19 protein-coding genes are annotated in these 22,882 nt (G+C 71.6%); 3 read left to right on the top strand and 16 right to left on the bottom strand.

The features are described from left to right. Window positions 1-55 precede the first annotated feature (55 nt). Window positions 56-1,405, bottom strand: a complete 1,350-nt coding sequence (gene gabT / locus AB6V29_RS05205; protein ID WP_267787909.1) for a 4-aminobutyrate--2-oxoglutarate transaminase — start codon at window positions 1,403-1,405, stop codon at window positions 56-58. Window positions 1,406-1,496: 91 nt separating this feature from the next. Here gabT and AB6V29_RS05200 point away from each other — a divergent pair, with 91 nt between their 5' ends. Further along, window positions 1,497-3,026, top strand: coding sequence for a PucR family transcriptional regulator (locus AB6V29_RS05200; protein WP_369357379.1), 1,530 nt, complete (start codon window positions 1,497-1,499; stop codon window positions 3,024-3,026). A gap of 140 nt (window positions 3,027-3,166) precedes the next feature. Here AB6V29_RS05200 and AB6V29_RS05195 read toward each other — a convergent pair whose 3' ends face one another. From AB6V29_RS05195 to AB6V29_RS05170, 6 genes are read right to left on the bottom strand one after another with little or no spacing between them, the layout of a single operon-like run. Next, the gene (locus AB6V29_RS05195) at window positions 3,167-4,015 is read right to left on the bottom strand and encodes a MurR/RpiR family transcriptional regulator (protein ID WP_210073306.1); all 849 of its coding nucleotides are present in this window, start codon (window positions 4,013-4,015) and stop codon (window positions 3,167-3,169) included. Then, a complete protein-coding gene (gene phnE / locus AB6V29_RS05190; RefSeq protein WP_369357377.1) occupies window positions 4,005-4,829 on the bottom strand; it encodes a phosphonate ABC transporter, permease protein PhnE in 825 nt (274 codons plus the stop codon). The genes AB6V29_RS05195 and phnE (AB6V29_RS05190) overlap by 11 nt, the downstream gene beginning before the upstream one ends. Continuing rightward, on the bottom strand, window positions 4,826-5,578 hold the full coding sequence (gene phnE, locus AB6V29_RS05185) for a phosphonate ABC transporter, permease protein PhnE (RefSeq protein ID WP_369357376.1): 753 nt from the start codon (window positions 5,576-5,578) through the stop codon (window positions 4,826-4,828). The genes phnE (AB6V29_RS05190) and phnE (AB6V29_RS05185) overlap by 4 nt, the downstream gene beginning before the upstream one ends. 38 nt (window positions 5,579-5,616) lie before the next feature. Next, window positions 5,617-6,435: a phosphonate ABC transporter ATP-binding protein gene (gene phnC / locus AB6V29_RS05180; RefSeq protein ID WP_210073300.1), complete on the bottom strand. Its 819-nt coding sequence runs from the start codon at window positions 6,433-6,435 to the stop codon at window positions 5,617-5,619. Then, entirely contained in the window at window positions 6,432-7,406 is a 975-nt protein-coding gene (locus AB6V29_RS05175; protein WP_267787916.1) for a phosphate/phosphite/phosphonate ABC transporter substrate-binding protein, read from the bottom strand. The genes phnC and AB6V29_RS05175 overlap by 4 nt, the downstream gene beginning before the upstream one ends. A gap of 25 nt (window positions 7,407-7,431) precedes the next feature. Further along, window positions 7,432-8,118, bottom strand: a complete 687-nt coding sequence (locus AB6V29_RS05170) for an HAD family hydrolase (protein WP_369357374.1) — start codon at window positions 8,116-8,118, stop codon at window positions 7,432-7,434. 124 nt (window positions 8,119-8,242) lie between these two features. Between AB6V29_RS05170 and AB6V29_RS05165 the strand changes: the two genes are divergently transcribed. Beyond that, window positions 8,243-8,857 (top strand): amino acid deaminase, encoded by a 615-nt coding sequence (locus AB6V29_RS05165; RefSeq protein WP_369357372.1) that lies wholly within the window; start codon window positions 8,243-8,245, stop codon window positions 8,855-8,857. A 629-nt stretch (window positions 8,858-9,486) separates the two neighbouring features. Here the strand turns inward: AB6V29_RS05165 and AB6V29_RS05160 are convergent. From AB6V29_RS05160 to AB6V29_RS05140, 5 genes are all read right to left on the bottom strand, one after another. Next, entirely contained in the window at window positions 9,487-10,614 is a 1,128-nt protein-coding gene (locus AB6V29_RS05160) for a LacI family DNA-binding transcriptional regulator (RefSeq protein WP_307312998.1), read from the bottom strand. Between the two features lie 10 nt (window positions 10,615-10,624). Further along, on the bottom strand, window positions 10,625-12,490 hold the full coding sequence (locus tag AB6V29_RS05155) for a glycoside hydrolase family 3 protein (protein WP_369357370.1): 1,866 nt from the start codon (window positions 12,488-12,490) through the stop codon (window positions 10,625-10,627). A gap of 103 nt (window positions 12,491-12,593) precedes the next feature. Continuing rightward, a complete protein-coding gene (locus AB6V29_RS05150) occupies window positions 12,594-13,490 on the bottom strand; it encodes a carbohydrate ABC transporter permease (protein ID WP_210073288.1) in 897 nt (298 codons plus the stop codon). A gap of 11 nt (window positions 13,491-13,501) precedes the next feature. Next, the gene (locus AB6V29_RS05145; RefSeq protein ID WP_267789346.1) at window positions 13,502-14,434 is read right to left on the bottom strand and encodes a carbohydrate ABC transporter permease; all 933 of its coding nucleotides are present in this window, start codon (window positions 14,432-14,434) and stop codon (window positions 13,502-13,504) included. A 19-nt stretch (window positions 14,435-14,453) separates the two neighbouring features. Continuing rightward, window positions 14,454-15,716, bottom strand: a complete 1,263-nt coding sequence (locus tag AB6V29_RS05140; protein ID WP_210073284.1) for an extracellular solute-binding protein — start codon at window positions 15,714-15,716, stop codon at window positions 14,454-14,456. 831 nt (window positions 15,717-16,547) lie between these two features. Between AB6V29_RS05140 and AB6V29_RS05135 the strand changes: the two genes are divergently transcribed. Further along, window positions 16,548-17,357 carry a type IV toxin-antitoxin system AbiEi family antitoxin domain-containing protein gene (locus AB6V29_RS05135; protein WP_369357367.1) on the top strand — a complete coding sequence of 270 codons (810 nt, stop codon included), beginning with the start codon at window positions 16,548-16,550 and terminating at the stop codon, window positions 17,355-17,357. A gap of 441 nt (window positions 17,358-17,798) precedes the next feature. On the opposite strand, the gene AB6V29_RS05130 is transcribed toward AB6V29_RS05135, so the two are convergent. From AB6V29_RS05130 to AB6V29_RS05115, 4 genes are all read right to left on the bottom strand, one after another. Next, a complete protein-coding gene (locus AB6V29_RS05130; RefSeq protein ID WP_307313004.1) occupies window positions 17,799-18,404 on the bottom strand; it encodes a TetR/AcrR family transcriptional regulator in 606 nt (201 codons plus the stop codon). A 75-nt stretch (window positions 18,405-18,479) separates the two neighbouring features. Beyond that, window positions 18,480-20,081, bottom strand: a complete 1,602-nt coding sequence (locus AB6V29_RS05125) for a glucoamylase family protein (RefSeq protein ID WP_369357366.1) — start codon at window positions 20,079-20,081, stop codon at window positions 18,480-18,482. Window positions 20,082-20,320: 239 nt separating this feature from the next. After that, a complete protein-coding gene (locus AB6V29_RS05120) occupies window positions 20,321-21,829 on the bottom strand; it encodes a PucR family transcriptional regulator (protein WP_369357364.1) in 1,509 nt (502 codons plus the stop codon). A 43-nt stretch (window positions 21,830-21,872) separates the two neighbouring features. Beyond that, the gene (locus tag AB6V29_RS05115) at window positions 21,873-22,880 is read right to left on the bottom strand and encodes a DUF917 family protein (RefSeq protein WP_369357362.1); all 1,008 of its coding nucleotides are present in this window, start codon (window positions 22,878-22,880) and stop codon (window positions 21,873-21,875) included. Between the last annotated feature and the right edge of the window lie 2 nt (window positions 22,881-22,882).

The following is a 22,882-nucleotide window of genomic DNA, read 5'->3' as shown; positions in this document are numbered from 1 at the left end:
CGGAGGTGTGGCCCCGACGGCGGCGTTCGCGTCGACGCCGCCGTCGGGGCGTTCGTCAGTTGCGCGCGAGGGCGGCCGCGACGACGTCGAGGCCCTCGTCGAGCAGGTCGTCGCCGATCGACAGCGGCGGGAGGAAACGGATCACATTGCCGTAGGTGCCGCAGGTGAGCACGATGACGCCCTCGGCGATCGCGGCCTTCGCCACGGCCGCGGTGAGGGCGGCGTCGGGTGCGCCCGTGACGGGGTCGACGAACTCGGCGGCGATCATCGCGCCGTGTCCACGCACGTCGCCGATGCGCGGGTCGTTCTGCTGCAGCTCGTGCAGGCGCCCCTTCAGGAGTTCGCCGATCTGCTGAGCGCGCTCGATGAGCCCCTCGTTCTCGAAAGCGTCGATGGATGCCAGAGCCGCGGCGCACGCGATCGGGTTACCGCCGTAGGTGCCTCCCAGTCCGCCCGTGTGGGTGGCATCCATGATGTCGGCGCGACCGGTGACGGCCGCGAGCGGGAGGCCCGCGGCGATGCCCTTGGCGGTGGTGACGAGGTCGGGGACGATGCCGAACAGCTCGCTGGCGAACATCGCGCCGGTGCGCGCGAAACCCGACTGCACCTCGTCGGCGATGAAGACGACGCCGTTGTCGCGGCACCAGTCCACGATCGCGTTGAGGAACCCGTCGGCGGGGACGATGAAGCCGCCCTCGCCCTGGATGGGCTCGATGATGACGGCGGCGAGGTTGTCGGCGCCGACCTGCTTCTCGATCAGCGAGATGGCCTTGGCCGCGGCCTCGGGGCCGGAGAGCCCGTCGCGGAAGGGGTACGACAGGGGTGCGCGGTACACCTCGGCCGCGAAGGGGCCGAAGCCGCTCTTGTACGGCATGTTCTTGGCCGTCAGCGCCATCGTCAGGTTGGTGCGGCCGTGATAGGCGTGATCGAAGGCCACGACGGCCTGGCGACCGGTGAACTTGCGGGCGATCTTCACCGCGTTCTCGACCGCTTCGGCTCCCGAGTTGAACAGGGCGCTCTTCTTCTCGTGGTCGCCGGGGGTGAGGCGGTTGAGGGCCTCGGCGACGGCGACGTAGGACTCGTACGGCGAGATCATGAAGCACGTGTGGGTGAAGGCCGCGACCTGCTCCTGCACGGCCTTGACCACGGCCGGGTGGGCATTGCCGACGCTGGTGACGGCGATGCCCGAGCCGAGGTCGATGAGCGAGTTGCCGTCGACGTCGACGACGACTCCCCCACCCGCGGCGACGGCCTGGATCGGGACGGTGTGACCGACACCGGATGCCACGGCGGCGGCCTTGCGGTCCAGCAGCTGCTGCGAGCGGGGGCCGGGGATGGCGGTGACGAGGCGGCGCTCCTGGGCGAGGGACGGACCGCCGACGAGGGGGAGGGTGTCGAGGCTCATGGCGCGATGCTACGGACGCCGCGACAGAGCCCGCACTCTCCTCCATGTACAGTCGCAGGCAGCGCCGTATACGAGTCGTACAGGAGCCGCCATGGTCGACACCGCCGCCGCCCCGCCGAGCCTGCGGGCCCTTCTCTCTCGACGCGATCTGCGGTTGCGCCTCGTCACCGGTGAGGACGAGCTCGCACCCGGGAGCATCGACCGCCCGGTGCGGTGGGTGCACTCCAGCGATCTCATCGATCCGACGCCGTTCCTCAGCGAGGGTCTCGTGTTGCTGACGACGGGGACGCAGTTCGTCGACACGGCCGATTACCCGGCGTACGTGGGCCGCCTGCTCGCCCGCGGTGTACGGGCTCTGGGGTTCGGCACCGAGGTGGTGCGCGACGGCATCCCGGCGGGGCTGGCGACGGCGTGCCTGTCCGCGGGCATGCCGTTGTTCGAGGTGCCCTACCGCACCCCCTTCATCGCCGTCGCCCGAGCCGGAGCCGAAGCCATCGCCGCCGACGCCTACGCCCGGCGCAGTTGGTCGCTCGCCGCCCAGCGCGCCGTCTCGCTCGCCGCCCTCCGCCCCGACGGGCTCACCGCCACGCTGGCGGAGCTCTCGCGGCAACTCGGCTGCTGGGTCGCACTCTTCGACGCCGCGGGGGCCCTGCGCACCGCCCACCCCGCCGGATCCCTCGCCGCCCCGGTGATCGAGGCCGTGACGGCCGAGGTGACCACGATGCTGCGCCGCGGCACGCGAGCGGCCTCCGCCCTCCGGGTCGCCGACACCCCGGTGAGCGTGCAGACCCTCGGCCGGGGCGGGCACCTGCGCGGAGCCCTCGTGATCGCCGCCGACGATCTCGACCACGAGGCGCGAAGCGTCGTCACGGCCGTCGTGGCGATGGCTGCCCTCGCCCTCGAGCAGCAGGACGGACTGGGCCGCGCGATCGGCACCTTCCGCGCGGGACTCGTGCAGTCGCTCGGCACCGACGATCCGACCCTGGCGCGTCGCGCGTCGCGCGATCTGTTCGGCCCCCTCCCCTCGGCCCCGGTGCTCGTCGCGCTGACCCCGACCGCGGCCTCGCGTTCCGCCGCCCTCGGCGAGTGGCTCGAAACGCGGACCCAGGAGGGACGCGGCGAGGTGTTCTTCGGCCGCGGAGACGACGGACTCGTCATCGTCGTGCCCACCGCGGGACGAGCTCTGCTCGATGAGATCGCCGACCGCTTCGAGATCGTCGTGGGGTGCTCCGCCCCCACCGGATACGACGCGTTCTCGAGCGCCCTCGCGCAGGCGCGCACGGCGCGTGAGCGCCTCTCGACCCCCGGGGTCGCCGACTTCGCCGACACGGCACGGGCGGGGCTGCTCGCCGCCCTCGACTCCGAGGCCGCGCGCAGCGTCGCGGCGGGCGCCCTGACTCCCCTGCGCACGCACGACGAGGCACAGGGCTCCGCGCTGCTCGAGACCCTGGACGCATGGCTCGCCCACGACTGCTCGCACGAGGCGACGGCCCACGCCCTCGGCATCCATCGCCATACCGTCCGCGCGCGCATCGCGCAGGCCGAGCGCGTACTCGGCCGCGACCTGTCGTCGTTCGCCGTCCGGGCGGAGGTCTGGACGGCGCTGCGGCTCGCGCAGTAGCGGTGTCGGGCCCGAGCCGTCGGGCGGAGTCCGTGCCCGACACGCCGGGAGCCGGCATCCCGAATCGGCGTGTCGACCGCGGTCTCCGCGCGACGGCACGGAAAGCCCACGGCGGAACAGGATGCCGCGGCGCCCGAGCCTCAGCCGGCGTCGCCGAGGTTGTCCGAGAGGATCTCGAGCACGCGCTCGCGAGCGAGGTCGGCATCGCCCGCCCGCGCGCGAGCGACGGCGTCGACGAACGCCTCGGCGAAGACCGCGTGGGCGATGCGCGAGGTGTGCTCGAGCTCGTCGCGGAACGTCCCGCCCGAGGCGAGCACGAGCGACAGGTCGGCGCGCTCGGTCAAGGGGGACGCGACGAACGAGGTCAGCGCGATCACGCGCGCCCCGGCCGCGCGCGCCGCCGACGCGGCCCGCAGGCTCGCCTCGTTGGCGCCCGAACCGCTGATCACGACGCAGACGTCGTCGGTCGAGAGGTGGCGAGCCGCGATCTGCTGGCCGATCGGGTCGCCGAGCGTCTCGGCCGGGCGCCCCACGGCGGTCAGGCGCATCGCGAGATCGGTGGCGACCGGAGCAGACAGCCCACTCGCCACGACGAGCAGGCGTCGAGCGCCCACCACCGCATCCACCGCGGCGTCGACCCCGTCGGCGTCCAGCAGGCTCGTGGCGGTGCGGAGGTCGTCGGCGATGCGATCGATCGCCGAACGGATGCCGCCGAGCGCGCCGTCCTCGGCGACCGGGGGCACCGCGCGGCGTCCGCGTTCCGCGGCGAGCGCCACGCGCAACTGCGGGTAGCCGCGGTAGCCGAAGGTCTGGCAGGCACGCACGACGGTGGATCGACCCACCCCGACACGGTCGGCGATCTGCTGCGCGGTGAGTTCGATGACGGCATCCGGATCGTCGACGATGAGGTCGGCGACGCGGCGCTCGCTCGGCTGCAGCGAGTTGCGGACGGCCGCGATGCGGGCGGTCACGGGGACCTCAGCGGACACGCGGACCCTCCATGATGCGGCGGCGGATGCGGCCCGAGACCGCGTCGATGGCGACGGTGACGATCACCACGACGATCAGGAGCATCCCGACCGTCGACCACTCACGGTACTGGGTGTACGAGGTGAGCATGTCGCCGATCCCACCGACCCCGATCAGACCGAGCACGGCCGAGGCGCGCACGTTGATCTCGAAGCGGTACAGCCAGAACGACAGGAACGTCGGCGAGGCCTGCGGCCACACGCCCCAGCGCAGAACCTGGGCGGTCGAGCCGCCGGCCGCGCGGGCCGCTTCGATGGGCCCGGGTGCGACGTTCTCGACGGCCTCGTAGCCCCACTTGCCGAGGGTTCCGACTCCGCTGATCGCGAGCGCGAGAGCCCCGGTGAGGGGGGTCAGGCCGGTCACCGAGAGGATGATGATCGCGAACACGAGCTCGGGCACGGCCCGCACGAGCGAGAAGACGAAGCGCAGCCCAGCCCGGAGAGGCGCGGGTCCGAACCCACGGGCGGACACGAGCGAGAGGGGGGTGGCGATCAGGATGCCGAGGACCGTACCGATCCACGCCATCTCGACACTGCGCCAGGTCTGCCAGAGCGCCTCGGGGAGCTTCGCCCAGTTCGGCGAGGCGAACATCAGCCCGAGGTAGCGCGCGACCTCGGCGGGCAGCTCGCCCAGCCGCGACCACGCGATGTCGGCGGACCAGAACGCGCCGATCACGATGACGCTCACGACGACCCACGACAGGGTGCGCAGGGGGCGCCGCCGGCGGGGCGGCACGAGACGCGCCGCGGGGCGTGCAGGGGCGAGGGCGGTCATACGAGCCTCCGGCGGATCGCGTCGCTGACGGTGTCGAGCACGACGACGATCACGAGGATCTCGACGATGACGAGCGACAGCTGGTCGTAGCGGTAGAACGTGCGGACGGCGTCGATGAGCAGACCGATACCGCCCGCGCCGACCAGGCCCAGCACGGTCGAGGCGCGCACGTTCAGCTCGAACACGTAGAGCGTCTGCGACACGAACGCGGGCCAGGTGTCGGCGAGGGCGATCGCGCGGTTGATCTGCGTCTGCGTCGCCCCCGCGGCCCGCCCCGCCTCGAGGGGGCCGAGGTCGGTCGCGTCGATGGACTCCGAGACGAGCTTGACGATGATGCCGACGTTGAACAGCACGAGCGCCAGGATGCCGGGAAGAGCCCCCACCCCGACCATCGCGACGAGCACCGCCGCGTACACGAGCTCGGGCACGGCGCGGATGACGTTCAGGATGCCGCGCACCACCGCCCGCGTCGGCGTGAAGGGGTTCGTCGGCCGGGCAGCCCAGAAGCTCACCGGCAGAGAGATCGCCGCCCCCACCGCCGTGCCGATCACGGCCATCTGCAGCGTCTCGAGGATCGGACCGACGGTGCGCGGGAAGAACGACCAGTCCGGGGTCAGCAGTTCGCCGATCCGGAGCGCGCCCTGCTGCCAGTTGCGCGCGATGGCGGCGACGTCGAGACCCACCCCGACCCCCGGCAGGCACATGAAGACGGTCACCGCGACGACGACCGCCGCGGCGGTCCACGGCATCCATCTCCCCTTCGGACGAGGGGGGACGGTGAGGACCGTCATCGCTCGAGCCTGTCGGCTGCGGTCACCGAGCGGCCGTAGATCTGCGCGAAGTCGGCGTCGGTGGCGGATGCCGCGGGGCCGTCGTAGACGACTTCGCCGGCGCGCATGCCGATCATTCGCGTGCCGTACTCGCGGGCGAGGTCGAGAAGGTGCAGGTTCACGAGCACCGTGATGCCGAGGTCTTCGTTGATGCGACGCAGGTCGTCCATGACGCCGCGGGCCGTGGGAGGGTCGAGGCTCGCGACGGGTTCGTCGGCGAGGACGATCCGCGGCTGCTGCGTCAGCGCGCGGGCGATGGCCACGCGCTGCTGTTGCCCACCGGAGAGGGCCGACGCGCGGTCCCAGACCTTGGGCAGCAGTCCCACGCGGTCGAGGGCCTCGAACGCCAAGCGGCGGTCGTCCTCGCGATACGCCCCGAACAGCGTGCGCCACAGGGGGGTGTGCGCGAGGCGACCCACCAGCACGTTGTTGAGCACCGTGGTGCGCCCGGCGAGGTTGAAGCTCTGGAACACCATGCCGATATGCCCGCGGAGCTCGCGCAGCCGGCGCCCCGAAGCGCCGTCGACACGTCGACCGCCGACCTCGACCACGCCCGAGGTCGCGGGTACGAGCCCGTTGATCGTGCGGATCAGCGTGGACTTGCCCGAACCCGAGAGCCCGACCACGGCGATCAGCTCGCCGGGAGCGATCTCGAGAGAGACATCCTTGAGCCCCACCGTGCCGTTGGGATATCGCACCGAGACGCCGTCGAGACGGATGCCCCAGGGCGCCGAGGCCAGAGCCTCGACGCCCGGGGTGAGCGATCCGGTCGTCACTGGAGTCCGAGCTGCTGGGCGGCGCGAGCGACCACGTCGAGCGACGAGGGGTCGGCCGGGGCGAGCTTGGTGATCGAGTACACAGCCTTGAGGGCGGCGGAGCCCTCGTCGGTCGCGGAGTAGTCGGCGAGCGCCGTCGAGATCTTCTGCTGCAGCTCGGGCGAGAGGTCCTTCGACACGGCCACACCGTCGTTGGGGATCTCGTTGGTCAGGCCGAAGACGACGACCTTCTGGCCCACGTCCGACTTGTCCTTCTTCACCAGGGTGCGGGCGTCCCAGAAGCTGAAGCCGACCTCGGCGTCGCCGTTGTAGACCGCGAGCACCGAGGCGTCGTTGGCCGTGACGGGAACCTTTTGGAAGCCGCTGTCGATGTCGACGCCGGCCTCCTTGAGCGCGAGCATCGGGTAGATGTAGCCCGCGGGCGAGCCGGGCCCGAGGACGGCGACCTTCGCACCGGCGATCTTCGAGATGCTGTCCAGACCCGCGGGGCCGTGCAGGGCGTCGGCACCGTTGCAGAACGACATGCCGTCGCGCTCGACGATCGGGGTCTCGCAGTACTTGTCAGGGTTGTTCGTCATGAACTGGCCCGGGTAGGTGATGTTGCCGTTGCGTTCGGTCTGCAGCACGACCGAGGCGCCGTAGCGGTCGTTCGCCTGCCACAGCTGCAGCGAGGGCAGGAACCCGATCTGCGCCTGACCGGCGCCCATCGCCTCGACGGCGGCCTGGTAGTCCTTCGAGACGACTCCGGTGACCGGGATGCCGAGCTTCTCGGTGAGCATGTCGGTGAGGGGCTTCGCGGTGTCGACGAGGTTCGCCTGGTCCTGCGACGGGACGAGCGCGAGCACGAGCGAGCTCGGGTCGGCGGCGGGACCGGAGGCGGCGCCCGCGGTGCCGGAACAGCCGGCCAGGGCGATCGAGGCGAGGGCGGCGGTGGCGAAGGCCGCGGCGAGACGGGTGCGACGAGTGTTCATGATTCCTCTGCGGTTCGGGTGGGATTCAGGCGTGGGACGACAGGTGTGCGGCGGGGGGAGCGTCGACGGAGGCGGCCTCGACCCACGCGGCGAGCGCGGGAAGCAGCTCGTCGAGGGTGTCGGCTCGGAAGGTCGGAGTGGCGGATGGATCGAGGTACCCGCCGACCAGGGCGGTATCGAGGCCGCGGGCGTGGGCGGGCGCGAGGTCGTTGCGCCACACATCACCGACCGTGAGCACCGGGACACCGTCGCCGAGATCGTCGAGCAGGGCCTCGAGCCCTGCGGGCTTGGCGGCGTCGGTGACGATGCGGTCGAACAGTGCGTCCAGGCCCATCGCGGAGAGCGCCTCGTCGAGGCGGGTGGAGGGGGCGTTCGTGACGAGGAGGCGCTCGGCATCCACCCGCGCGAGGAAGTCCGCCAGCCCCGGGGCCGCCGAAACCGGCGCGTCGGGCCCGCCGAGCTGAGTGCGGCTGCGCGTGTACGCCGCGGCGAGAGCGGTGTCGTCGACGTCGGCCTCGAGCGCGAGGCGACGGACGGCGTCGTAGCCGTCGATGACGTCGTCGGCGGGAGCGGCGAGCTGAGCGGCGACGGCCGAGACGAAGTCGTCGGCGGATGCCGTGTGCACGGCGACCGCGCGGGCGTAGGCCAACAGGGGGCCGTCGCCGAGGGCGACGGTGCCGTCGAAGTCGAAGATGAGGACGGGGCGGGGCACGGGTGAACTCCTGTCGTGGACGTTGCGTCCATGATGCATGTCATATGTGGACGTAATGTCCACATCGTGTAAACGATGGATGAACGGTGCCTGTGCGCCCCCGCGCCCGCCCTAGCGTGGAGCGGTGCACACCCTCGATGCCGCCGCGGACCTCGCGGTCACCGACCCCGTCGCCGCAATCGACTCCCTCCCCTGGCTCTCCGCCGCGCTCGCCGAGGACCGCGCGGCCGGCCGCTTCGCCGCGTGGGGACACTCGACGGTGATCGACGAGAACGTCGGGGCGGCGGTGCTCCCCCGCGCCCTGTTCGACGAGCTGCACCGTCGTGCGGGTCTGGCGGCGACGTGGCCGATCGGCAACGCCGGGGTCCTGCACGTCTACGGCTACCTGCTCTCGACCACCCCCACCCCCTACGGCCTGAAACGCGAGCGGTGGTTGACGAGCGACTTGGAACGCGCGTGCGGACTCGAGGCCGGGGCGTTCACCCCGTGGGCCGGCGCGCAGACGCTCCTGTCGCGCGCCACCGCGGCCGCGTCGGCGTTGCTGGCCCGCCCAGGTGCCCTGACCGAGCAGGCCGAGGGCCGCACCGCGCGCATCGCGCTCGGCGCCCCGCTGCCCGAGGGCACCGCGGCTCTGGCCTACGCGGTCGACGGACTCCTCATCACGATGTTCCCGGTCGCCGATCCCGGGGCGTTACGGGCGGATCTGGGCGCCCCGCGGCTGCGGTGGAACGCGGCCTGAGCCGAACGGTCGCGAACCGTCCCGCGGAGTCCCGGGCGGACACGCCCGGCCACGGCATCCCGCACCGGCGTGTCACCCACGAACTCCGCCCAACGGCACACCCCACCGCCCCCAAACCGTCCCGCGGAACCCCCGGCCAACACGCCCAGCCACGGCATCCCGAACCGGCCTGTCACCCACGAACTCCGCCCGACGGCACACCCCACCGCCCCCGGACCGCCCCGCGGAACCCCCGGCAGACACGCCCGGCCACAACACCCCGAACCGGCCTGTCACCCACGAACTCCGCCCAACGGCACACCCCACCGCCCCCAAACCGTCCCGCGGAAACCCCCGCCGACACGCCCGGCCACGGCACCCCGAACCGGCGTGTCACCGGTCGAACTCCGCCCGACGGCACACCCCACCGCCCCGGACCGCCCCGCGGAACCCCCGGCGAACACGCCGGACCACGGCATCCCGAACCGGCGTGTCACCGGTCGACTCCGCCCGACGGCACACCCCACCGCCCCCAAACCGTCCCGCGGAACCCCCGGCCAACACGCCCGACCACGGCACCCCGAACCAGCCTGTCACCCACGAACTCCGCCCAACGGCACACCACCGCCCCGTTGACGACGGATGGAACCTCAGCAGCCGCAGCTGCGACGCACCAGCACCTGCGGCTCGAAAACGACGTCGAACGCCCCGCCCTCCGGCGGCGAGCCCGCCGTTCCGGCGAGGATCCGCGCGGCGGCTCGTCCCATTGCCTCCATCGGCTGGCGGACCGTCGTCAGCGGCGGGGTGGTCAGGCGCGATCCGAGCGTGCCGTCGAACCCGGTCACGATCACATCGTCCGGCACCCGCACCCCCTCCGCCGCCAGGACGTCGAGAAGGGTGAAGGCGTTCTGATCGGTCGCGCAGGCGAAGGCCCGCGGCATCCGCCCCTCGGCGAGGAGCGCGCGCACCTGCGGCACGAGCTCGTCCTCGCCGCGCACCGTCGCGTCGATGGAGTCGAGACGAGGGCGGATGCCGCGGGCCTCGAGCTCCGCGATCATCGCGTCTCGACGCTCCACGGCATCCGTCGCCTCGAGGCGCCCGACGAAGGCGATGTCGGTCGCGGCGTGCTCCTCGACGAGGTGGGCGACGAGGTCGCGCATCCCTCGCGCATTGTCGACCCGCACGCGGTGGTGGGGGTCGTCGGCCGGGGCGGCGCTGAAGAGCACGATCGGAATGCTCGGTGTGTGCCGCGCCAGGGTCGGGGCGGTCTGGGGAGACGGGAAGATCGCCAGTCCATCGACGCGGCCGACGGTGTCGGCGACCGAGACATCGGCATCCGATCCGCTGCTGAGCATGACCGGTCGCCCCAGCGCCCAGCACTCCAGCTCGAAACCGCGCTGGACCTCGTCGACGTACAGCGGGAAGGCGCGGGGGTCCGACAGCACGTCGTCGTCGGTCTGGTCCCAGGGGATCACTCCCCCGGTGTCGAGCGCCGGCGACTGCATCCCGCTGAGGGGTTGCGCCCGCGGGTCGGCCCGCTCGAGCAGCAGGTCGAAGGCGTGCAGACCGAGGATCCCGGTGCGCCCGCGCGCGAGCCCGCGGGCGGCGCCGCTCGGGGCGTATCCCAGCCGCCGAGCGGCGTCGAGCACCCGCTGGCGCGTCGCGTCGCTGAGCTTGTCGGGGCGACGGAAGGCGAACGACACCGACGCGATCGAGACTCTCGCCTCCTGCGCGACGTCGTACACGGTCGGTCGACGCGTCGTCTGCTCCTCCGTCATCGGATCGGCCCTAACCCCTCTGCGACACCGTCGCCATCACGCCCTCGAGCTCCAGCCCGTGATGCACGGGGAAGACGGGGTCGCCGCTGTCCGACGGTACATCCTCGCGCGAGGAACGCACGGCATCCATCGACCGGGGGATCTCGATCGGCAACCGACCCCGCGGAGCGACACGACCCGTGAGCGCATCGAGCACCGCCGCCGCCGAGCTGCCGTAGTCGGCGACGATGGCCGCGGCATGCCCCACGAACGGTGTGAGGATCGCGGGACGGTCGAGGTTCACCACGATGACGAGGGGGCAGGATGCCGCGATCTGGTTCAACCGGTAGATCAGGCCCGGCGCGAACTCGAGCGACCCCTGGTGGAACCAGGCCTCGAGGAAGAGGTCGTCGCGAGGCTCGAACGGCGCGCCGATGCGGACCAGGGCGAGGTCGGCCTCGGCCGGGTCGGCCACCACGCGCCCGAGCTCGGCCACGTCGTCGACCGAGAAGCCCTCGACGTAGACGTTCTTCGCGGGACGGAGGGGCAGAATCGACCCCTCGTTCACCAGCACGGTGAGCGAACGCGCCTGCGCCCGCTCGCCGAGGGCGCGGAACTCGGCATTGCCCACGACCCGCTCGGCCTCGTCGACGTCGACGTACGGGTCGTCGAAAAGACCGAGCTGGAACTTCACCCGCAGCAACCGCCGCACCGACGCGTCGATGCGCTCCTCGGACACCCGGCCCGAGCGCACGAGATCGACGAGCATCTCGACGCATTCCTCTCCGCCGAACTGGTCGCTCCCGGCATCCAGGATCTTCTCCATGCGCTCCACGGCGGTGAGGTGCTCGACGCCCCACGCCCGGGCGGGCAGCACCTGATCGCCGACGTGGTTGTCGTTGACGAGTTCCCAGTCGGTCACCACGACGCCGTCGTAGCCGAGCTGTTCGCGCAGCAGGCCCGTGACGATCTGGCGGTTGTACCCGAACCCGACCTCTTCGATGGGCTCCCCGTCGACCTCGAGGCCGACCGGCATCCCGTAGTACGGCATCATCGCGGCGGTGCCGCGGCGAATCGCCTCGCGGAACGGCGCGAGGTGGTAGTCGAACATACCGCCGGGGTACACCTGCTCGCGCCCGTAGGGGAAGTGCGCGTCCTCACCGCCCTGCTGGGGTCCACCGCCCGGGAAGTGCTTCGTCGTGCAGGCGACGCTGTCGGGTCCGAGTTCGTCGCCCTGGAAGCCCTGCAGGTACGCCGCGGTGAAGGCGGTGACCCGCTCGGCATCCTGTCCGAGGGTCTGAGCCTGTCGACCCCAGCGCGGTTCGGTGGCGAGGTCGATCTGCGGGTGCAGAGCGGCGCGGATGCCGACGGCGACGTACTCGCGCCGCGCGACCTCGGCGAACTCGCGCACGGTGTCGACGTCGTCGAGGGCGGCGAGCCCCAGCCCTTCGGGCCACTGCGAGAAGGGACCGGCCGAGAAGGCGACGCCCGTGTTCTCGACGAACGCGTGACGCGGGTCGGTGCTGATCGTGACCGGGATGCCGTGAGGTGTGGTCTCGGCGAGCGCCTGGAGATTGTTGTTCCAGGTCGCCGCCTGGCGTGCGGTGCGGATCGCGTGCACGTTGAAGTGGTTCATGCTCTTGTGCACCACGACCGTGGTCGTGGGCGACTTCGAGATCTTGCCCGCCGTCTCCAGGAGCTCGCCCTCGTCACCGACCTCGATGACGGTCTGGAACATCAGACCGACCTTCTCTTCGAGGCTGAGGCGCTGGAGGAGGTCGTCGGTGCGCTCGTCGACGCCGAGCGTCGGGTTCTCATACGGGTCCATCACACCGTTGCCGTTGAGGTCGCGAAAGCGCGTGCCGTCGGGCGCGGTGAGAAAGCGGGCGGAGGTCATGGGGGTCCTTTCGAGGCCGCCGGTGCAGGAGCCGGCGGCGGAGCTCGGGGGGCGGGCCGACACGGGGCCGGGCGGGCCGCCGTGACAGGGGCCCGCCCGCGCCTCACTTCAGGCCGGTCGAGGCGATGCCCTGGATGAAGTAGCGCTGCAAGAAGACGAACAGCAGGATGATCGGCGCGATGACCAGCACCGAACCGGCCAGCAACAGGCCGTAGTCGGTGGCGTTCTGGCCCGTCGAGTACAGCGACAGCGCGACCGGCAGGGTGTACTTCGCCTCGGTCTGCGCCGCCACGAGCGGCCAGAGGAAGTTGTTCCACGAGGCGAGGAAGGTCAGGATGCCGAGGGTCGCCAGCGGCGGCCCGCACAGCGGCATGACGATCCGGGCGAAGATCCGCAGTTCCCCGGCGCCGTCGATGCGCGCGGCCTCCAGCAGCGGGTCCGGGATGCCGAGCATGAACTGCCGCATGAGGAAGACGCCGAGCGGGGTCGTGACGAAGGGCAGGATGAGCGCCGCGTAGCTGTCGACGAGACCGAGCGACGACACCATCACGAACAGCGGCACGAACGTGACCACGCCGGGGACCATCAGGGTCACCATCACGACGACGAACAGCGCCTTCTTGCCGGGGAAGTCCATCTTCGCCAGCGCGTAGCCGACCATCGAGCAGAACACGAGGTTGCCCAGGACCGTGAACAGGGCCACGACGACGCTGTTGCCGAAGAACTGACCGAAGTTCAGCTGCCCAAACCAGGCGCCGAAGTTGTCCCAGGTGAACTGCTGCGGCCACCACGTCGGCGGACGCTGGAGGATCTCGCGCTGCGTCTTGACCGAGCCCAGCAGCATCCAGGCGAAGGGCAGGATCCACACGAGCAGGCCGACGACGAGCACGATGTAGGTGAGCAACCGGCCCGGGGCCATGCGGTCGGGCGACCGGCGCCGGCGCGGCGGCTCGACGGTCTGGGCGGCGGCGGCCGGAGCCGCGGGAGACGTGAGTGTCATGGCATCCTCCCTCAATCCTTCGAGCGCAGCACGCGGAACTGCACCAGGCTGAGCAACGCGATCGCGAGGAACAGCAGGTAGCTCGCAGCCGAGGCCGCGCCGTACTGCCCGAAACCGAACTGCTTGAACGTGTAGTACGCCACCGAGAGGGTGGAGTTGAGCGGGCCGCCCTGGGTCATCACGAAGGCCTCCTCGAAGAACTGCAGGAACCCGACCGAGATGAGCACCGCGCCCAGCAGCAGCGTCGGACGCAGCAGCGGCAGGGTCACCGAGGTCAGGCGCCGCCACGACGAGGCGCCGTCCATGAGGGCGGCCTCCTTCACGTCGGTGGGGATGGCCTGAAGCCCCGCGAGGAAGATCACCATGAGCGTTCCGACGTTGCGCCACACCGCCATGGCGATGAGCGAGGGCAGAGCGGTCCGGGTGTCGTTGAGCCAGTCCGGACCCTGGATGCCGATGATCGCGAGGGCCGAATTGAGCAGGCCCTCGGGCTGCAGGATGTAGCGCCACACCACCGCGACCGCGACGATGCTCGTCACGACCGGGGCGTAGAAGCCCACGCGCAGCACCGACACGATGCGTCCGTTGCTGGCGTTCAGCGCGAGGGCCAGGGCCAGCGCGAGCGCCATGGTGACCGGGATGCCGACGACGACGAACGTCGCGGTCACGCCCAGCGAGGTCAGGAAGACTGGGTCGCCGAGGACCCCGGCGTACTGCTGGAGTCCCACGAAGTTCACCGAGAACGGCGAGCGGATGTCGCGGGCCGTGAAGTCCGTGAACGACATCGCGAACGAGCCCACGATCGGCACGACCATGAAGACCGCGAAGACCGCGACGAACGGCAGGGCGAAGCCCCACGCGACCCATCCCTGGCGCCGACGGCGGCTCGACGCCCCGCCGGCGCGGGCGCGACCGGGCGCACGACGCGTCCCGGTCGCGCCCACGACTGCCTGCGTCACGGCCTCAGCCCAGACCCAGCTGGTCGGCGGTGGCCTGGAGCTCCTTCAACCCGTCGGCCGGGGACTGCTGGCCGAGACGGATCTTCTCGAGCATCGCGTCGCCGGCCGCGGCGACCTGCACCCAGGTCGTGACGGCGGGCACCGACTTGGCGGTCTCGAGCTGCGTGCCGAACGCGGCGAGCGTTTTGGACGAGGCGAGGGCGTCGGCCTTCCAGGCATCCTGAACAGCGGGGAGGTCACCGGTGGCGTCGTACCACGCGGCCTGCGTGTCGGGCTGCGTGAGCCACTGGACGAGCTTCCACGCGCTCGCGGCGTTCTTCGAGTTGTCGAACACGGCGAGGTTGGCGCCACCGCTGAACGACGTCGACGACTCCTTGGCCGGCAGCACCGCGGTGGTGAACTTGTCGCTGAAGCCGGCGCCGCCGAGCGTCTCGAGCTGACCGATGAGGAAGGGGCCGTCGATGAGCATCGGGGTCTTGCCCGAGACGAAGTCCGCCTCCTGCGCCCCGGCCGAGCGATCGGCGGCCGGGTTGGCGATGCCGTCGGTGTAGAAGCTCTGGTAGTACTGGAACGCCTCGGCGGTCTCGGGAGTGTCAAGGGTCCATTTCGACCCGTCCTCGAGCTGAGCACCGTTGGACCACGGCATCCACACGTTGCCCTGGAACGAGTCGTTGCCGGAGGGGAAGCGGATGCCGTAGTCGGCGCCCCCCTTGGACTGCATGTCGGCGGCCATCTGCTTGAGGTCGTCCCACGTCGACGGGGCCTTGGTCCATCCGGCCTGGGCGGCGATGTCGGTGCGGTAGTACAGCACGCGCGTGTCGACGTACCAGGGCACACCGGTCGCGCGGTCATCGATCATGGTCGAGTCGAGCGCGCCGGGGAAGATCCCGTCGGTGGACAGGTCGGTGGGAACCGTCTGCAGGGCGTCGCCGAAATCGGCCATCCACGTCGAGCCGACCATCGCGAGGTCGGGGGTGTTGCCGCCGGCGATCGCCGTCTGGAACTTGCTGTACGCGGCGTCCCAGGGCACGGGCGTGACGTCGACGGTCACGCCGGGGTTGGCCTCCTCGAACTTCTTCACGAACTCCGGAAGCGCCTCGCCCTCGGCACCCATCGCCCACATCGTGAGCGTGCCCTCGGCCTTGGCGTCGCCGATCGTCGAGGCTTCGGCGGGACCGGAGCCGGTGTCGGAGGTGCGCCCGCAACCGGTGAGGGCGATCGCGGCCGCGGCGACCACGGCCACCGCGCTCCATCGGGTGATCTTCATTGTTCCTCCTCGAACGAGGCACCCGCCGTCGGGTGCCGCTTGCACGTCGCGTCGAGTTTAAGCGCATAACCTTTGCCGTGCAACCCGTGGGCCGGGTGCCGTGGGCCGTGAGCCCGTAGGCCCGTAGGCCCGTAGGCCCGTAGGCCCCTCGGCCCGTCGGCCCTGAGGCCCGCGCCGCGCGCCGTCAGACGGAGTTCGGCGGCAACACGCCGCCCGGCGCCCTCCTCTGCCGGCCCGTCGGGCTTGAACTCCGCTCGACGGCACGGCGAACAACGCCGGCCAGCGTGCCGTCTCGCGGAACTCGGCAGCGACACGCCGCCCGGCGCCCTCCTCTGCCGGCCCGTCGGGCTTGAACTCCGCCCGGCGGCACGGCGAACAACGCCGGCCAGCGTGCCGTCTCGCGGAACTCGGCAGCGACGCACCACCCGGCGCCCTCCTCTGCCGGCGCGTCGGGCGTGAACTCCGCTCGACGGCACGGCGGACAACCCCGGCCAGTGTGCCGTCTCGCGGAGCTCGGCGGCGACGCACCACCCGGCGCCCTCCTCTGTCGGCGCGTCGGGCTTCGACTCCGCTCGACGGCACGGCGGACAACCCCGGCCAGTGTGCCGTCTCGCGGAGATTCACGAGCACACACCGCTCAAGGGGCGATCGCCCCCGCGCGTCCTGCGCAAACTCCGCCCGGCGGTACGTCCCCCGATCCCCACTCCCGCACCCGGCCCACCCCACCTGACGGCCGCCGCGACTCCTCCCCAGATGACGAATCCACCACGGCATCCACAGATGGGGACCGAACCGCACTGCGGACGCCGCAGACTCCGCGAACCTGGGGCGATGTGCAGCGGCTCGTCGATACACACCCGCACCGAGCTGTTCGCCGCGGGGATGACCCGTCGCGCGATCGAGAGCGCTCTGCAGGCCGGGAGGCTCGTACGCCTGCGGCGAGGGATATACGCGGATGCCGATGCGTGCGAGCCCGTCATGAGCGCCGCCCTGCTCGGCGGTCCACCGGCGTGCGTCAGCGCCGCGCGACATCACGGCCTGTGGACGATGGCCGCGCCGGAGCCGCTGCACGTCGGCCTGAGTCCACGCGGGCACCGGCGTGGGACCGGATGGGTGCCGCATTGGGACCACGACGTCGCCGACACCTTCGGCGTTCCCGCAGTGGCTCAGACCCTGCGGCAAGTTCTCCGTTGCCGCGGGGTCGAAGACTTCGTCGTCGCGCTGGAATCCGCACTCCATCAGAGGAAGATCGGGTCGGCTGAGCTGTCGTGGCTCGCGGCGCACACGAACGACACGGGCCGCGAGGCGATCGCGTTCGCACGGAGCGACGCCGAGAGCGGGTTGGAAACCCTCGTCCGATGGCGTCTCCGAGGCTGGGGCGTCGAGGTGAGGACACAGCACGGCGTCGTGTCGGTGGGACGCGTCGACCTCTTGCTCGGTGAACGCTTGATCGTCGAGGTCGACGGCGCAGACAACCATGCGAGCCCCGACCACCGGCACCGCGATCTCGTGCGCGACGCCCACGCCGCCGCATGGGGCTTCGTCACCCTCCGCTTCGACTACGCGATGGTCGTGCACGACTGGCCGACGGTCGAGCTCGCCATCCGTGCTCACCTCGACCGAGGTCTGCACCGGGCGTGATGGCCGCACAGCCCCACACGGCACGTACCGTCCGGCGGAATTCACGTCCGAAACGCCGGGCCACCGGCAGCCAGAACCGGCGTTTCACCACAAACTCCGCCGCACGGCCCAGGCGACCCCCACGAACGCCCCCACCACTGCCAGACCCCACACGTACCCTCCGGCGGAATCGCCCGCCAACACGCCGAGCCACCGGCAGCCAGAACCGGCGTTTCACCACCAACTCCGCCGCACGGCCCAGGCGACCCGCACGATCTCCACCGCACGGCCCAGGCGACCCCCACGAACGCCCCCACCACTGCCAGACCCCACACGTACCCTCCGGCGGAATCGACCGCCAACACGCCGAGCCACCGGCAGCCAGCACCGGCGTTTCACCACAAACTCCGCCGCACGGCCCACGAGCACCACCAGCCCACGGACGGAACGGATGCCGCCACCTCAGCCGTGAGGTTCGAGATAACCCCGCACGAACTCGGCGAAAAGCGCGGGCATGTCCACCGACTCGTCGAGGAGCCACTGCTGCTGCAGGCCGTCCATCACGGCGCTCAGCAGCCGCGCGGCGCGCTCCGGATCGACGTCGGCGCGCACCTCCCCCGCGGCCTGCCCGGCCCGCAGCAGCTCCGCGGCCGTCTCGGCGCTGCGGCGATACCGCTCGGCGAAAGCCTCGTGCGAGGGGTGGGCCGGATCGCCGGCCTCGGCGACGACCAGTGTGTACAAAGACGTGAGGCCGCGCGTGGTGGCGTTGTGCGCGACAACTTTGCGCATCTGCTCGACGAGGGTGTGCTCGTCCGGGTCGCCGGCGGCCGCGCGGACGCGCTCGTCGCGCTGGCGCAACACCTCGGCGAACAGCTCCTCCTTCGAGGCGAAGTGGTGCAGGAGCCCCGCGGGGGTGAGGCCGACTCGGGCGGCGACCTCGCGGAGCGACCCTGCCGTCACGCCCGACCGCCCGAAGACGACGACCGCCTCGTCGACGATGCGTTGGCGCGTCTGCTGCCCCTTCGCATAGCTGCCGCGACGCCCGCGCTGTGCTGGTGCGTCGGTCATCGGCATCCCCTCCCCGTCCGGACACACCGATGCCCGGCACCTCCGCGAGGCACCGGGCATCGAGCGGTCGATCCGTCAGGGACGCGAGGCGCCCCACGACGAGCCGAAGACCTGCTTCTCGATGGCGGGTCGGAGGTTCTGCTCCATCCTGTCATCGACCATGTAGTCCTTCAGGGAGTCACCCGTCAGCGCGTTGCCGATCGCGGCCATGATCATCGACTGGTCGAGCGACAGGTATCGCTCGGCGATCGTGCCGCTCTTCACAGCGACGGCGTCGTAGAACCCGCCGGGCCCATAGGCGCCGAGCTTCTTCTCCAGGCCCCGCAGGTTCTTCAGCACACCGGCGCGGTCGTACGGCAACGCGAGGAACGCGGCATGCGGGGTGACGACGCCGTCACCGAAGGTGGGGTCGGGGTTCGTTCCCTCGGCGCAGCCCGGGCGGTCGATGTCGACGTCGGTCTTCTCGGCATCCGAGGTGTATCCGTCGGAGCGCATGCCGGCGATGTCGACGCCGTACTCGGCGTAGCCGCCGAAGGGGTTGCTGGCGGGCGAGAAGCCCCAGTACCCGTACCCGGCCTCTTTCAGCCCGTGACGCTTCTGCACCTCGACGGTGATCGGGTGGTTCACGCCCCACGAGCGCGGGCCCCATTCGGTCTCGGGGATCAGCAGATCGGGCATGAGCGCCTCGAACATGCTCCCGCCCCAGCTCGGGGCGAACGACATGCCGTCGTAGGAATACACGCCCTCGTAGACGTCGATGCCGTCGTAGGTGCGGGTCTCGCCGGTGGGCAGCTGCTCCTGCCACGCCCAGTCGCAGCCGGCGGGCATGGTGCGGTGGGTACCGTACAGCCCCGTTGCCGGGATCGCCCCCTCCGAGATGCCGAGGTAGGTCGCGATGCGGCTCTCGCTCACGGTCGTGTCGTAGTGGTGGCACGTGTAGAACGCGGTCTCGCCGCTGCCGTTGTACATCGGCGCCTCGACCGCGCAGCCGTCGCCGGGAGGGGCCTCCCAGAAGCCGCCGCGGTTCGTGCCGGCCGGGAGTCCCGCCGCCCCCGCCGCGTCGAAGAACGCCGAGAAGTCCATCGACCGGTAGAGCGTGTCGGCTCGATTGGCGAGTGTCGGCTCGGCCTCGCGGACGATCCTCAGCCCCGCCGCGAGCCAGCCGTTGTCGACGGTGCTGAGGAACGGGTGGATGACCTCGCCCGAGGTCGGGAAGATCTCGAGCTTGGCGCCGGTGTCGGGCGCGTACCAGTTGTAGTACATGCCGCTGGCGTCGTTGCGCTCCATCGTCTCGAGCGTCGACACCGTCGCGGTCAAGCGATCCCGCGCTTCGTCGGCGTCGATGATGCCGAGGTCGCGCGCGGTCACCGTCGACCACAGGTACCCGCCGATGTTGGTCGGCGAGGTGTAGCCGGATGCCGTGGACTCATCCAGCGCACCCCCGATGTTGTCGTCGGGAAGGCCGGTGTTCTCGTGGGCCATCGCCGCGAGCGAGGCCCAGGTGTCGGCGGCATAGCGCTCGAGGTCACGTACGCCGGAGCCGGCATGCGCGGGCGGACCGGCGTGCCCCGGCGGACCGGGCTTCTCTGCCGGTGCGGCGACGGCGGGGGATGCCGCGGCGAGACCGCCCAGGACGAGTCCGACGACCGCGGTGGATGCCGCGAGGGTGTGCTTCATGACTGGCTCTCCTCATCGAAAGCGCTCCGGGGGGACGGAGCTCACTGCTCTAAAACCTTACACATGGAAGGTATTCACGCAACCCTCCCCCGTCGCCCCGCGGGGTCGGTGCTCGCGGCGTGAACCGTCGTGCGGAGTTCGTTCGAGACGCGCCGATACATCGGCATCCCGAACGGCGTGTCAGGCCCACACTCCGCAGGACGGCGCGCCGCCAGGCACTTGGCGCCCCCGCGACGGCCTCAGCGCAGCGCGCGGCAGGCGAGGTGCAGGGCGAGACGGGCGTCGGTGTCGGTGAGGTCGACGCCGAGCAACTCCTGCGCGCGAGCGATGCGCATCGCCACGGTATTGCGATGCAGGCCCAGGGTGGTCGCCGTGGCCGAGACGCCGGACTCGTGGTCGAGGTAAGCCGTCAACGTCTCGAGCAGTTCCGGGCCCTGCGAGGCGAGAGGAGCGAGGAGCGACTCGGCGGCGGGCACGAAGGTGTCGGACCCGGCCCACGACAGCAGCACCTGCTCGATGCCCAGGGCGTCGACGCGCACGAACCAGCCCGTCGCGGCGCGTCCGGCGGCGATGCGCGCGCCGTCGACCGCGCCGTCGATGCTGCGCAACAGCCCGCTCGCGCCACTGTCGAGCGACCCGACGCCGGTTGCGACGTCGAACGAGCGTCGCACCTGGTCGTGCAGGGCGCGCACGGCGGCGACGTGCTCGTCGAGGCGGTCCGGTGCCGGCGGCTCGGCGAAGCTCAGCCAGCCGGTCACGCCGCGGCCGCTGGTCACGGCCTGCGAGTCGACGGGGAGGGCAGCGAGGATCCGCCGAACGAAACGCAGCAGCTCGAGTGTCTCGAGCCGACGGCGCCCGGCGATGCGGAACGCGAGGTGGTACCCACCCGTGCGCCAGCCCCGCTCGCTCATGCGCTGCTCGACATCGGGGTCGCGGGCGTCGCGGGCCTCGAGGAACTCCCGGAGCAGACCGGATGCCACGGCGGCATCGCTCACGTCCGCCACCTCGTCGATGAGGATGCGCGCGGCCACCGCCGGCATCGCCACCTCCGCCGCCACGGCCAGGGCCGACAGCTGCGCGGCGCTGAGCCCCGTCCCGAAGACGGCCAGCCGCAGCCCCGCGCGGCTCGGGCTGTCGACGCGCACCGAAGCGGCCGCTCCTTCGGCGACCGAGACCACGTCCTGCCAGAGGCCGAAGTCGATCGCCGCTCTCACCGGCTCGGGCAGGTCACCACCGGCTTGCAGCAGCACGCCCTCGGCGTCGATGAGCGCGACACCGTGTCCGACGCTGGCCGAGAGGTGGCGCAGCAGGTCGGCCAGGTGCGCGGCGGAGTACTCGATCGACTGCGCCACGCGCCTGACGTACCCGAGCGTCAGGGCGTCACGACCCTGAACGAGCTCCCACCCGGCGCGGGCCAGGGCCATCGGGTCGTCGACGGCGAGCAGGGTGAGCCCCAGGCGGGCGGCGAGGCCGCGACTGCCGGCCCCCAGCACATCCGCCCCGGAGAGGGCGAGACCGCGAAAGCCGCGGTCGCGCACGCGGCGCACGAGGGCGTCCTGCTGCCAGGGCGCCGAGGGCGGTCGCTCGATGAGCGCGGCGAGGTCGCCGTCTCCCCGTTCGGGCAGCAGCGCTTCGCGCGCGGCGACCACCACACCGGCGAAGGCCTCGACGCCCGGGGCGTCGACCAGCACACGGACCCGGCCGTTCGCGGGGTGCGCCAGTAGCGCGCGCAGATCCAGGGGCGTCACGGCGCTCTCCTCGGTTGGCGGGGCGAGGATCGCAGCACGGTCATCACGACTCCACCTCCAGATCGGGCAACCCATAGACGGCGGGCATCACGTGCGCGAGGCGGCCGGCGGCGGCCGTCCACCACGCCGGCGCCGGAAGCGACACCACGCGCACGTGACGGGCGAGCGTGACCGCGTCGACCTGGAGCACGTCGCCCGACACGCTGTCGATCGCCACGAGGATGTCGGGGGATGCCGCGATCGTCCGCCCGTCGCGGGTCACCGCGAGGAACTCCGACCGTGCGACCAGGCGCAGCAGCGCACCGTCGTCGCCGGTCAGCTCGATCGATCGGACGAAGGGGTCGTCGGGAACGGCGTCCACCGCACTCACCCGTCCCGCCGCGAGGATCCGCCCACCGGGGAGGCTCTCGCCGAAGACATCGGCGTCGCCCAGCGCGGCCGCCCGGGCGAAGGTGCCCGGGATGCCATGGGTCGCCAGGTCGCCGACGGTGAAGCCCGCGACGAGAACGGCGCCGGCACCCCCGGCTCGGATGAGACTCGCGCGTACGAGGCTCTCGACGTCGGCGGGCCGCGTGGATTCCACGACCATGACGCCCCCTCCGGTGTCGGCGACCAGCACCACACCGGGCACGGCGTCGACCACCAGGGAGAGCTGGTCGATCCCGGGCAGCGCGCGACCCATCAGATCGGCGTCGACGAGCGTGTAGTCGCGGGCGAGGAGGAACGGCGTGAGGCCGTTCAGGCCGGCCCCCTCCATCGCGCACACGGCCACTGCGGCCACCCCGGTCCAGCGCTCGGCCGCAGCCAGCAGCGGCACGAAGGCGTCTTCAGCGGGCACGCGTTCGCCCAGCAGGTAGGTCGACCCGGCGAATCCGACGGCGACGCACGGGGTGAGCGGGTCGAGGTCGTCGACGTCATGCACCTCGACCGGGCCGTCGAGCAGTTCGGCGGCCATGAGCTCGAGCAGGGTGGTGGCCCCGCCCCCGCCCGAGCCGAGCAGCGAGAACCCCCGGGCCAGCGCCGGCAGGCGGTCGGGCCCGAGGGTTCTCATGC

Origin of the sequence: Microbacterium sp. 20-116, from assembly GCF_041079415.1 — a bacterium.
GTDB lineage: Bacteria > Actinomycetota > Actinomycetes > Actinomycetales > Microbacteriaceae > Microbacterium.
This window is presented reverse-complemented; position numbering and strand designations above follow the sequence as displayed.